We start from the raw sequence: 12,400 nt of genomic DNA, 5'->3' as shown, positions 1-12,400 counted from the left end.
AACCAGAGCCGAGGGCCCCGGTTTCCTTCAGTATCTTCCAGGCACAATAATGCAGATCGGTTAACTGACCGCGAAGGAACCAGGTGTCGAAGGCGCGAGCGGGTAGCGGCGTGGTGGTCAGCAAATCTCGCAAGGCGAGGATCGCGTGAAAGCCGAACGGTTCTCACTGTCTTGAGTGAGCGGCGCATGGCTGCCCAGGAAGCTCCCGCGGTCGGGAGCTTCGCTCTTCAATCGCCTGAAAAGGCTATTTGTTTTTCAGAAGCCAGATTTTACCGGCCATCGTTATGCTGTGTGCCGTCCGTTCCACCTCTGCATCCGGGTCGAGAGGTTTGACAAAACCGACTTCCCTCAGTTCAGTGAGGGTGTTCGTGCTCAGAAATTTGATCTTCTGCGGACGTTCTTTAAACCTGTCGGTCTTTGCATAGGTGACGACGGCATTCAGGTGTGTCCATTTTTTCGCGTCCTGGGGGAAGAGGTCCCCATCCATGGCGAGTTTAAGACCCCTGATCTGGATCGGCGTAAGCGTAATCGGGTTCAATGTCAGATCCTTGGAACGGATAGAGTGGGCTTTGATCGACGGCTGCGCTTGCGGCGCGCCGGCGTGCACGGATTTGGTCGTTAGGCGGTCTTGGCTGCATTGGCCGCATCGCGGAAGGACACGAGCTTTCGGCTCTTTTCGTCCCAGAGCACGAGCTTAACACATTGCAGGCTCTCCCATAAAGTTATGCGGCCGATATCGGCCAGTTCCGGGTGGTCGCGAAGGACTTCCGGTAGCCGATAGTAGGGTATTCTGCTGGCAAGGTGATGTACATGATGCACACCGATGTTACCCGTGATCCATCGCAGCACCAACGGCAGGTCGTAGTGTGAAGCGCCGTGGAGTGCTGCATGCGGGAACTCCCATTCATCATCGTTCGACCAGTGCGTTTCCTCGAACTGGTGCTGAACGTAGAAAAGCCACACGCCGGCCGCTCCTGCGAGCAGTACGATGGGGAGATGGACCACCAGGAACGGCACCAGTCCTACCGCCCATATTGCAGCCACGGTCAGGACGGCGATGGCAAGGTTTGTGGCCATGGTGGAAATCCATGGTGACGGGCCATTGCGCATCATCCCGAAAGGAAGGCGCTGCTTGATGAGAAAAACCCAGGCGGGGCCGATGCCGAACATCACCAGCGGATTCCGGTAAAGTCGGTAAGCGAGCCGTTTCGACCAGGAAAGCGAACGATACTCGGCGACCGTCAGCGTCGTGATGTCGCCGAGACCGCGCTCGTCCAGATTCCCGGCTGTTGCGTGATGGGCGGCGTGTGTTCGCCGCCAATAGTCATAGGGCGTCAATGTCAGTACGCCAAGGACGCGGCCGGTCCAGTCGTCGAGACGCCGGCGGCCGAAGAAGGAGCCGTGACCGCAATCGTGCTGGATCATGAACAAGCGAAGCAGGAAGGCGGCCGCAGGGACAACCAACGCCAACCCGGGCCAAAAACCCCTGTAAACACAAATAAGGGCGCAGGCCCAAAGTGCGATAAACGGAAGCAGCGTGACGGCAAGCTCGAAGCTGCTGCGTCCCATGCGGGGCTGGCGATAGGCTGAAAGGATCTTCAGCCAGCTTGCGACGTTTTCTTCGGCAGGTGCCACAGTTGCGTAGGCGTGGGCGCTCATAAAATCGGTCCGCTTTTGGCAGGATATGCAGCGTGGCCGAAAAAGACCTGCTTGCACCGTCCGGCTATATCAATCGTCAGCCTTGACGGGCCTTACGCGCTGCGTAGCGACGATCCCGTTCAGCCTTGCGTGCGGCTTCGTCAGCGACAACGCGCGAAATGCGATTATTGATTTCTGCTTCTCGGGCTTCAGCCTCGGCCTTTTCATGGGCCTGTGCCGCAGCCGCAGCCGAGGCTGCCTCAGCCAGGAGGCGCTCGTTCTCCGCCTTCTTGGCGGCCTCGCGCTCGGCTCGACGCGCTTCCTTGGCGCTGGCCATGGCAGCACGAGCGGCAAGGCGTTCCTGCATCTCGGCATCGGTCGGTTTTGGCGCGGATTCAAACTTGGCCAGCAGTTGCTTCTTAGCGACTGCCGCGGCATTGCGACGTTCTGCAAAGCCATTGTCGTTCGGGTGTCTCAACGTGTGTTCCTTGTTCGATTTTAGCGGAGCGCAGGCAACGCGCAATTTACGTGTCCGGTAAGCCCTATCGATATCACACTCATGCAGAGGGATCTCGACGAAAAAAGGTCAGACATATGCCTGACCTTTCACAACCTTGTGCTTCCATGCCAGTACATCCGTGGTCATGGATAGCAAAGACTTAGGCAGCCTGGAGTTGGCCGGCAGACATCTTGCCCGACTTCTGGTCACGCTCGAGCTCGAAGCTCAGCTTCTGACCTTCGACGATCGATCTCATACCTGCGCGTTCAACAGCAGACACATGGACGAACACGTCCGCGCTGCCGTCATCCGGCTGAATGAAGCCGAAGCCCTTGGTTGCGTTGAACCATTTAACTGTACCAGTGTTCATAACGAACCCTTTCATGGCGATAGCGATAACCGCTGAGCGACGCGCAGCGGGCATTTTTCGACTTTTGAGAGGGGAAGTTCGTCACGACGCGCGAAGCGCAAAACAAATATCGCAAACAAAGTATCGATGGGTGCTTTGTACAGCCTCGATGCCGCTGCGTCAACTTTTTGTTTTGCTTGCCGACGTGACATCGCCATAGGGTTGTATTTCCGGTTGGGACATGCGCCTGCACCGCCTGTCCCGGAATCACTCTGTAGCGCTCGCAGATGCCAAGAAACAGGAACTGCTCCAGATGTCACCCAGTCGAGCATTCGTACAGCACTGCGCCGTTTTCCCCGTCGACACCTTCCAGGCTGACCTCGTACCCCCAGAGATGACGCAGATGCATCAGCGTGGCATCACGGCTCGCTTCCTCAAGACGAAGTCCATCCTTGACGATGTGCTTCAGCCGAAGTTGCCTGTCGCCGAGCAGGTCGACGTCGATGACCTGAATATCGGGCTGCCGGGCACCGACATCGTAGCTGCGGGCAAGCGCTGCGCGCACCGCCGCATAGCCGCGCTCGTTGTGGATGGACGAAACCTCGCAGTAATTGTCGGTTGCGACATCGGACAGCGAAAACAATCGAAATTTGCGGATCAGAGCCGGGCTGAGATATTGCAGTATGAAAGACTCGTCGCGATGGTTTGCCCATGCGTCCAGGAGCGTCGAGCGCCAGTCGCCGTTGCCTGCGAAGGAAGGAAACCACTCGCGGTCTTCCGCGGTCGGCAGCATGCAGATGCGTTCGATATCCTGCATCATTGCAAATCCCAAGGCATAGGGATTGATCCCCGAAAAGCGCGGGTCGTCGAAAGCGGGCTGAAATACGACGTTGGAATGGCTGCGCAGCAGCTCCAGCATGTTGCCTTCACTGATCTTTCCCTGATCGAAGAGCCGGTTGATGATGGTATAGTGCACAAAGGTCGCGCATCCCTCGTTCATCACCTTCGTCTGGCGCTGCGGATAGAAGTATTGGGCGATGACACGCACGATGCGCAGGATCTCCCGCTGCCATGGCTCGAGGATGAGGCTGTGTTTCTCGATGAAATAGAGCAGGTTCTCCTCAGGCAGGTTCAGGATCTTCTTGCGCTCGGTGGCATTGCGTTCAGCCTCTTCCGGATCCCTGCTCTCGGCGGCCAGTGGCAGCGTTCGCCACAGATCGCTATAGCTCTGCTCTTCGTACTCCAGGCGTTCGCGCGCGCGTTCCCTGACTTTCTCCGAAGACAGGCGCGGTGGGCGGCGGTAGCGGAATACGCCGTGATCCATGAGTGCATGAGCGGAATCAAGGATCTCCTCCACGGCATCGAGGCCATGTCGTTCCTCGCATTTGGCGATGTATTTCTTGGCGAAATCCATATAGCCGAGGATGGCGCCCGCGTCGGTCCACTGGCGAAAGAGATAGTTGTTTTTGAAGAAATGATTGTGACCAAAGGAAGCATGCGCTGTGACGAGCGTCTGCATCGCCATCGTATTTTCTTCCATGAGATAGGTGATGCAGGGGTTGGAATTGATCACCAGCTCGTAGGCAAGTCCCCGCTGGCCTTTTCGATACAGATGGTCTTCGAAGATGAAACGCTTGCCGAACGACCAGTGCTGATACATTAGCGGCATGCCGACTGACGAGTAGGCGTCGAGCATCTGTTCGGAGGAGATAATCTCGAGCTGATTGGGATAGATGTCGAGCCCCATCTCGTCCAGCGCAATGGCCTCTATTGCCTCATAGGCGCGGGAAAGCGTCGTAAAATTCCAGTCGGATCCATGAAACAGAAGGCCTGCGCTCGCGCGTTTCGCCATGGCGTTCGTCCCTCAGTTGCGCGCACGCACGCCCGGTTGGCGGCTAAAGAGCTTGCGAAAGACCGGATAGATGTTTGCTGGCCTCGCAATACGAGCCATATGGAAATTCGGCACGTCGCCATCCACTGTGCGATAGGCGCGCCAAAGCGAGGTGCCGTTGTCCGTCGATCCGAATATCTCCGTCTCGCGCTCGTCGATGATTTCGACATAGGCATAATACTGGCAAAGCCCCATAAGCTGCCCGCGAAGAAGAGCTGCACAGCGTTCGGAATCGCCGCTTGTATTGTCCCCATCGGATGCCTGGGCCGCATAGATGTTCCAGAGGCCCGCGGGATATCTCTCCTCGATAATCCGCAGCATCTCTTCCAGCGCGGTCGATACGACCGTTCCACCGCTTTGCTTGCTGTAGAAGAAAGTGTCCTCGTCGACTTCCCGGGCCTCGTCGGTGTGGCGGATGAAGACGATATCGATCCGCTCGTAGCGACGCTTGAGGAAGAGGTGCAAAAGCACGAAAAAACGCTTGGCGAGATCCTTCTCCCGTTCACCCATCGAGGCTGAGACATCCATCAGGCAAAACATGACGGCGTTCGCATTCGGCACCGGCTGGCGCTCAAAACGGTTGAAGCGCACATCGACTGGATCAACGTAGGAAATGCGTCGGCGCCGGCGCTCCAGGGCCTCCAACTCTTCGCGCAGCGCCTTGAGGCGGCGACTATCCTCGAGCGAGGCGGCGTCCCCTTCGAGTGCCGTTATCTCGTCGGCGACAGCCTGTATCTGCCTTTCGCTCGGGCGCTGCAGAGCCATGCGCCGGCCGAAACTATTGCGCATCGTCCGACCGATATTGATGTTCGTCGGTGTGCCGGCGGTGGTGAAGCCGACCCGGTGCGACTTGAAGGTGACCGTCTCCTTGAGGTTCAGCTTGATCATGTCGGGAAGTTCGAGATCTTCGAAGAAGAGGTCAAGCACCTCGTCTCGTGATAGGATAAACTGGAATTCATCGTCGCTTCCACCCTTCCCGGCACCGTGGCCTGTGCCGCCGGCTCCACTCTCGGGCTTCGAAAGGCGGTCACCGGCAGAATACTCCTTGTTGCCGGGGAGAACATGTTCGCGGATGCCGCTGCCGGGGGAGGGACGAAAAGTCGGCTCGCCAGCACCGCGCGTCGGCATGGGTACGCCATGCGCGGTGTCCACATCGACAATTCTGTCGGATTTGATCTGATCCTTGATCGCCCGTTTTAGTTCTTCGCGAGCCCGCTTCAGGAATCGCTGCCGGTTCCCGAGGCTCTTGTCCTTCGGGTTAAGCCGGCGGTCGATGAAATTCGGCATCTGCCAATCCCTCGTTTCGGCATCGTCAACCGGCCTTGTTCACCCGCATGTACCAGTCGACAAGCCGGCGGACCTGGCGCGCCGTATAGCCGCGCTCGGTCATCCGCTCAACGAATTCGGCATGCTGCTTTTCAGTCGAGCTGTCTTTCTTGGAGCCGAAACTGATGACCGGCAACAAGTCCTCTACCTGGCCGAACATGCGCTTCTCGATAACCTCGCGCAGCTTTTCGTAGCTTGTCCAGGAGGGATTGCGCCCGTGGTTTTTTGCCCGCGCGCGGAGGGTGAATTTGACCACTTCGTTGCGGAAGTCCTTCGGATTTGCAATGCCTGCGGGCTTTTCGATCTGGGACAGTTCGCTGTCGAGAATCTCGCGATTGAGGATCTGACCGGTATCGGCATCCTTGAAATCCTGGTCCTCAAGCCAGGCATCGGCGTAGGCGATGTAGCGGTCAAAGAGGTTCTGTCCGTACTCGCTGTAGGATTCGAGATAGGCCTTCTGGATCTCGTGGCCGATGAACTCGGCGTAGCGGGCGGCAAGCTCCGACTTGATGAAGTCGAGGTAGCTCGCCTCTATCTCCTTGGGAAACTGTTCACGCCGGATCGCCTGCTCCATGATGTACATCAGGTGAACCGGATCGGCCGCGACCTCCTTGGTGTCGTAGTTGAACGTCTCAGACAGAACCTTGAAGGCAAAGCGGGTACTGATGCCTGTCATGCCTTCATCGACGCCGGCAGCGTCGCGGTATTCCTGTACGGATTTCGCCTTCGGGTCGGTATCCTTGAGGTTTTCGCCGTCGTAGACGCGCATCTTGGTGTAGAGCGGCGAGTTCTCGTGGCGCGCAAGCCGCGTCGCGACAGTGAAACGACTGAGATTCTCCAGCACTTCCGGCGCACAGGGGCTCTTTGCCAATTCACTTTCCCGCAGCAGCTTCTCGTAGATCAGCCGTTCTTCCGTCACGCGCAGGCAATATGGAACCTTCACCACGAGGATTCGGTCGAGGAAGGCCTCGTTGTTCCTGTTGTTCTTGAACTGGAGCCATTCGGACTCGTTGGAGTGGGCCACCACGATCCCCTGGTATGGGAATGCGCCAAAATTCTCGGTGCCGTTGTAGCTTCCCTCCTGCGTTGCCGTCAGCAGAGGGTGAAGAACCTTGATCGGCGCCTTGAACATCTCGACGAATTCGAGAAGACCCTGCGTCGTGCGGTTGAGGCCACCACTAAAGGAATAGGCGTCGGGGTCAGCCTGACTGTAATTTTCCAGCTGCCTGATATCGACCTTGCCAACGAGTGCCGAAACGTCCTGATTGTTCTCGTCGCCTGGTTCGGTCTTGGCGATGGCGATCTGGCGAAGGCGGGACGGCATCAGCTTGACGACGCTGAATTTAGAGATATCGCCGCCGATTTCATCAAGTCGTTTTGTTGCCCAGGGTGAGATCAGCCCTGTCAGGCGCCGCCTCGCGATCCCGTACTTATCCTCAAGCAGGTCCGCCATTCGCTCGGGATGGAAGAGGCCGAGAGGGGATTCGAAAACCGGGCTGATCTTGCCGTCGATGGCCAGGGTGTAGATAGGGAAGCGTTCCATCAGCTTCTTCAGCCGCTCGGCAAGCGAGGATTTTCCGCCGCCAACCGGACCGAGAAGATAGAGAATCTGCTTGCGTTCCTCGAGACCTTGCGCCGCGTATCTGAAATAGCCGACGATACGCTCGATGGTATCTTCCATGCCGTAGAAGTCGGCGAAGGAGGGATAGACCTTCACTGTCCGGTTGGAAAATATCCGCCCCAGACGCTCGTCCGCGCTTGTGTCGATCAGCGTAGGTTCGCCGATGGCTTCCACCATACGCTCCTGCGCGGTGGCATACATTCTTTTGTCATCGCGGCAGGCCAGGAGGTATTCCTGGAGACTAAGTTCTTCTTGCGCGGCGTTCGTATAGATCTCCGAAAATAGATCGAATACGTCGCATTCGCTCTTTTGCATCGTGCTCTCCCGCGGCCGGTTGTTAGGACGGGATCGCTGCACGTCGGCTCGCGTAAGGTAAACGCGTCAGACCAGCTTGTGTTCCAAATGCTTACACGAAGTTCGAGACAGTCTGATGCCGATCAGCCGCGATATTCGTAGAATCAGTATTATGCAGTCGCTGTGGCAAATCGCCAAGTCCGTTAAATGAATTCCACGTCTTTTTCGTGCATTGCGACAATAGCGCGCGCCGCAAGAGGGGCAGCAAGCAGCCCTTCTTGCGGTCTGCGATCATTCCATGCTGCCTAGCCGCGTGCCGCCAGTGCCGGGCTGAACACGAGGAGGCTCAGGATTTCAAAGAGAACCTGTGCGCCGGCCTGGGCGGTATTGGTGGTGCTGTCGTACTGCGGAGCGACCTCCACCACATCGGCACCGACGAAGTTGAGACCCTTGAGGCCGCGAAGCAGCTCCAGCGCCTCGCGGCTTGTCAGCCCGCCGATTTCGGGCGTGCCCGTGCCGGGAGCGAATGCAGGATCCAGGCTGTCGATATCAAACGACAGGTAGGTCGGTCCGTCGCCGACGATCTGCCGTGCCTTCTCGATGATTGCGGCAATGCCCATGCGCGAAACCTCTTCGGCATGGATGACAGTCATCCCGGACTCATAGGAAAATTCCCAGAGATATTCCGAGGGACCCCGGATGCCGACCTGTATGGTCCTGGTGGGATCGAGCACGCCGTCTAAAACAGCATTGCGCATCGGCCCTCCATGATGGAATTTCGTCTGATCAAAGGGGCCGCCGGTGTCGCAATGCGCGTCAATATGGATCAGACCGACCGGCTGGCGGGCGCCGACTGCCTTCAGGATCGGATGGGTTATCGAATGATCGCCGCCGACAGAGACCGGAATGACGCCGGCTTCAACGATCTTTGCGATCACCGTCTCGATGTTTTGATGGCACTGTTCCAGCCGATAGCGGCTTCCAAACGGCACGTCGCCGATGTCTGCGGCACGCAGGTCGTAAGCGGGTGCGCAGTCGAGGACATGATTGTAGGGGCCGATACGCTCGATGGCGCGAACGGCGCGCGGGCCGAAGCGCGAGCCCGGGCGATTGCTGACGCCGAGATCCATCGGAATGCCGATCGCTGCCACCTGCAGGTCGCCGAAGTCAGGGGCGGCGAAATTCACCTCCTTGTAGGGAAGGCTTGCGAAGGTCGAGATCCCCGAATAGGGCGCGGCGCGGGTGCCGCCCTTGAAAATCTTCTCGGCAACGCGGCGAAACCGCGGGTCGAAAAACTCGGCGCTGTCAGCGAATTTGGTCCGCAGATCATCAAGCTTCTTCTTCAGATCGACCATTCGTCTTTTCCTTCTCCGGTGATCGTTCATCGCAACACGTCATGTGGGGTCCAAGTCCCCTATACAACTGGTGCTTTTTTATTCGTCGAAGACTTTGCCGCTACGCGTCTCCAAGCGATAGCGATTGCCGGGGTAAACGAGCCGCGCGGTGGAGACGACATGTCGCTCCGACCACGTTCTGCGGCGGATCGTCAGGCACGGTTCGCTTCGGAGGATCGTCAACAGCTTACATTCCCAGGCATGGGGCATGGCGGCCTCCACGATGTGTTCGGAACCGCTGAGAGGTGCTGCAGCCGTCAGGTAGACGTTGGGCGTAAGCGAGGTGAAGTCCTGGGAAAGGTAGTCGGGCGCGGCCGCCGGATTGACGAAGCGGTCCTCGATTTGAACCGGCACGCCGTTTTCGCTGTGAACGATCAAGGAGTGGAAGACCGGCGCCGCGATCTCGAGTTCAAGCGCATCGGCAACCTCTGGAGAAGCTGATTCCCGGGCAAGAACGATCACCGATGCCTCGTGCATATGCCCGCGCGCAGCGATCTCGTCGGCGATGTTGCGCACCTCGAAAAGCGCCGAATAGCCCTTGCGCTCGGCCACAAAAGAGCCGACGCCCTGGATACGCACGAGTTCCCCCTCCGTCGCCAGTTCGCGCAGGGCGCGATTGGCCGTCATCTTGCTGACGCCAAGTTCGCTGACCAGTTCGTTTTCCGAGGGCACGCGATACTTCGGCGGCCACTCGCCACTGTGAATGCGGTCGAGAATCATCTGCTTGACACCGGCATAGAGCGGTGCGGTATCGTTCTGTGCCAGCTCACGCTTCATCTCGCTAGGACGCCTCATTGCCTATTCCTTTTGCACGAACTGAATTCGCCCGATAATCCGACTTTCCTCTTGCATATCATAAAATATCTCATATGGTACCCTATACAACCTGCCGATCAATTTCTTTGACGGGCGCAGGCAAGCCGGCGGAGACCGGTCAATTCAGCCGCAAGGCCAATTGTAACTTCAGAGGAGATCCTTCGATGAAATTCAGCACGCTTCTTCTTTCGGGCGCCATGGCGCTTTCTGCCTTTGCTGCCCCGGTTGCCGCCAAGGACTGGACGACTGCCACGATCACGCTTGAGGGTGCCTATGCACCATGGAATATGACCAACGCCGACGGGTCGCTCGGCGGTTTCGAACCGGAACTCGCCAAGGTGCTCTGCGAACGCGCCAAGATCGACTGCAAGCTCGTCGCCTCGGATTGGGATGGCATGATCCCGGCGCTGAACGCCGGCAAGTTCGACGTGATCATGGATGCGCTGTCGATCACCGACGATCGCAAGAAAGTCATCGGCTTCACAATTCCTTACGCTGCAACGCCCGCGGCGTTTGCGACCGCCAAGGATAGTCCTCTTGCAAATGCTGCCGGGACAGGTGCGACGATCAAGATGACGCCGGGCCAGACCGGCGTGAAGGAAGTCGACGCGCTCAAGGAGGCCTTCAAGGGCAAGACCATCGGCATCCAGGCGGCCACTGTGTATGCGAAGTTCGTCTATGACAACTTCGGCGATATTGCCGATATCCGCGAATACAAGACTGGTGCCGACCGCGACCTCGACCTGCAGAGCGGCCGTATCGACCTCGGGTTCGACGATGCCGTCTATTTCGCCAACGCGTTCCAGTCGGCAAACGACACCCTTGCATTTACCGGCCCCGAAATCGTCGGCTCGATCTGGGGTGAGGGCGAAGGCCTTGGTGTTCGCCAGGCCGATACCGATCTGCGGGACAAATTCAACGAGGCCATCAAGTCGGCGCTCGCCGACGGCACCGTGAAGAACCTCTCCATGAAGTGGTTCAAGGTCGACGTCAGCCCGCAATAACATTCGACCGGCGAAAGCCGGCGGTCCCGGTCTCCGGCTTTGCTGCCGGGGACCGCATGCTATTCTGACACCGCCGGGAGTGTGGCGGGCGCGGGGACACGGGTATGGCAACACTGCAATTGATTGGTTTCGGTTCGACAGGATGGGGTGCGCTCCTTCTGCTTGCGGCATTGATGACGCTTTGCGTCACGGCAACCGCGCTTGCAATCGGAGCGGTGCTCGGCGCCATTGTCGCCGCAGCGAAGCTTTCCGGAAGCGTCCTTCTCGCGACATTGGGAAATATATACACGACCGTCTTTCGCGGCGTGCCGGAACTCCTGATCATCTATCTCATCTACTTCGGCGGCTCGTCTGCCATCACCTCCATAGGCAAGGCGATGGGTTATGAGGGTTTCCTCGGTCTGCCGTCGTTCCTCGCCGGCGCGCTGGCGGTCGGCATCATTTCCGGCGCCTATCAGGCAGAGGTGTTCCGCGGCGCCTTTCAGGCGATCCCGAAAGGCGAGCTCGAGGCCGCATCGGCGATCGGCATGCCGCGAAGCCTGCGTTTTCGTCGCATCATCATTCCGCAGGTTCTCCGCTTCGCCATCCCGGGCCTTGGCAATGTCTGGCAGCTCAGCCTCAAGGACTCGGCGTTGATTTCGGTCACCGGCCTTGCCGAGTTGATGCGCACCAGCCAGGTCGCTGCAGGTTCCACGCGGCAGTACTTCCTGTTCTTCATCGTCGGTGGCACGCTCTATCTCGTCCTGACCAGCCTGTCCGACCGCGTCTTCAATGGGGCCGAGCGACGGGCAAACCGCAGTATGCCGACTGCAGCCATGGGCAAGGCTTGAGGATCGTAGAATGGATTTTGCATTTCTCACCCAGACCATGATGACCCTGCTGAAGGCCGTTCCGATGACCTTGGCGCTGTTTTCCCTCGCGGTCTTCTTCGGTGGCATTCTCGGTCTGTTGATCGTGTGGATGCGCGTCGGCGGCAACCCGGTGCTCGCGGCGATCGCCAGGGGTTACATCTTTATCTTCCGGGGTTCGCCGCTCCTGATCCAGATGTTCCTGGTGTTTTACGGCCTCGGCCAATTCGGATTCATCCGCTATTCGTTCCTCTGGCCGTTCCTGCGCGAGCCCTTCGTCTGCGCGGTCCTGTCGCTGGCACTATGCACAGCAGGCTATTCCGCGGAGATCTTCCGTGGCGGCATTCGCGCAGTCTCGCCGCGAGAGATCGAGGCAGCCCGCTCGATCGGCATGTCCGGCCCGCTCCTCGTTCGCCGTATCCTGGCACCGATTGCCTTCCGCCACGCACTGCCGGCCTACTCGACCGAGATCGTACTGATGATGAAATCGACGGCGCTCGCCAGCCTCGTGACAGTCTGGGAAGTCACAGGCGTGGCACAGCGTCTGATTTCGCAGACCTACCGGACGATGGAAGTCTTCCTCTGTGCCGCCATCATCTACCTCGTTCTCAACTTCATCATCCTGCAAGCAATGTCCTTGCTGGAATATTCGCTCTCGCGACATCGCCGCGCGGCCCCGCCGGCGCTGAAGGCCTAGCAGCGAAACGACAATGATTGGAG

Annotated in this window: 12 protein-coding genes; 3 read left to right on the top strand and 9 right to left on the bottom strand. The window is 58.5% G+C overall.

The window, feature by feature from the left end:
- Positions 1-244: 244 nt before the first annotated feature.
- From ASC97_RS07580 to hutC, 9 genes are all read right to left on the bottom strand, one after another.
- The gene (locus ASC97_RS07580) at positions 245-487 is read right to left on the bottom strand and encodes a hypothetical protein (protein WP_057467813.1); all 243 of its coding nucleotides are present in this window, start codon (positions 485-487) and stop codon (positions 245-247) included.
- Positions 488-618: 131 nt separating this feature from the next.
- Positions 619-1,659, bottom strand: coding sequence for a fatty acid desaturase (locus ASC97_RS07575; protein ID WP_057467743.1), 1,041 nt, complete (start codon positions 1,657-1,659; stop codon positions 619-621).
- A 76-nt stretch (positions 1,660-1,735) separates the two neighbouring features.
- On the bottom strand, positions 1,736-2,116 hold the full coding sequence (locus ASC97_RS07570; RefSeq protein WP_057467742.1) for a DUF6481 family protein: 381 nt from the start codon (positions 2,114-2,116) through the stop codon (positions 1,736-1,738).
- A 181-nt stretch (positions 2,117-2,297) separates the two neighbouring features.
- On the bottom strand, positions 2,298-2,507 hold the full coding sequence (locus tag ASC97_RS07565; protein WP_057467741.1) for a cold-shock protein: 210 nt from the start codon (positions 2,505-2,507) through the stop codon (positions 2,298-2,300).
- 295 nt (positions 2,508-2,802) lie between these two features.
- On the bottom strand, positions 2,803-4,338 hold the full coding sequence (locus tag ASC97_RS07560) for a SpoVR family protein (protein WP_057467740.1): 1,536 nt from the start codon (positions 4,336-4,338) through the stop codon (positions 2,803-2,805).
- Positions 4,339-4,350: 12 nt separating this feature from the next.
- On the bottom strand, positions 4,351-5,664 hold the full coding sequence (locus tag ASC97_RS07555; RefSeq protein ID WP_057467739.1) for a YeaH/YhbH family protein: 1,314 nt from the start codon (positions 5,662-5,664) through the stop codon (positions 4,351-4,353).
- Positions 5,665-5,689: 25 nt separating this feature from the next.
- Entirely contained in the window at positions 5,690-7,639 is a 1,950-nt protein-coding gene (locus ASC97_RS07550; RefSeq protein WP_057467738.1) for a PrkA family serine protein kinase, read from the bottom strand.
- A 284-nt stretch (positions 7,640-7,923) separates the two neighbouring features.
- Positions 7,924-8,973, bottom strand: coding sequence for an agmatinase (gene speB / locus ASC97_RS07545; RefSeq protein WP_057467737.1), 1,050 nt, complete (start codon positions 8,971-8,973; stop codon positions 7,924-7,926).
- A gap of 78 nt (positions 8,974-9,051) precedes the next feature.
- Positions 9,052-9,807 (bottom strand): histidine utilization repressor, encoded by a 756-nt coding sequence (gene hutC, locus ASC97_RS07540; protein ID WP_057467736.1) that lies wholly within the window; start codon positions 9,805-9,807, stop codon positions 9,052-9,054.
- 185 nt (positions 9,808-9,992) lie between these two features.
- On the opposite strand from hutC, the gene ASC97_RS07535 reads away from it, so the two are divergent.
- From ASC97_RS07535 to ASC97_RS07525, 3 genes are all read left to right on the top strand, one after another.
- Positions 9,993-10,832: a transporter substrate-binding domain-containing protein gene (locus ASC97_RS07535; protein ID WP_057467735.1), complete on the top strand. Its 840-nt coding sequence runs from the start codon at positions 9,993-9,995 to the stop codon at positions 10,830-10,832.
- Positions 10,833-10,936: 104 nt separating this feature from the next.
- Positions 10,937-11,662 (top strand): ABC transporter permease, encoded by a 726-nt coding sequence (locus ASC97_RS07530; RefSeq protein ID WP_057467734.1) that lies wholly within the window; start codon positions 10,937-10,939, stop codon positions 11,660-11,662.
- 10 nt (positions 11,663-11,672) lie between these two features.
- Positions 11,673-12,377: an ABC transporter permease gene (locus tag ASC97_RS07525; RefSeq protein ID WP_057467733.1), complete on the top strand. Its 705-nt coding sequence runs from the start codon at positions 11,673-11,675 to the stop codon at positions 12,375-12,377.
- The last annotated feature ends 23 nt before the right edge of the window (positions 12,378-12,400 follow it).

Origin of the sequence: Rhizobium sp. Root1203 (genome assembly GCF_001424945.1) — a bacterium.
Lineage (GTDB): Bacteria > Pseudomonadota > Alphaproteobacteria > Rhizobiales > Rhizobiaceae > Rhizobium.
The sequence above is the reverse complement of the archived record's forward strand: the minus strand, read 5'-3'. Positions and strand labels throughout refer to the sequence as shown.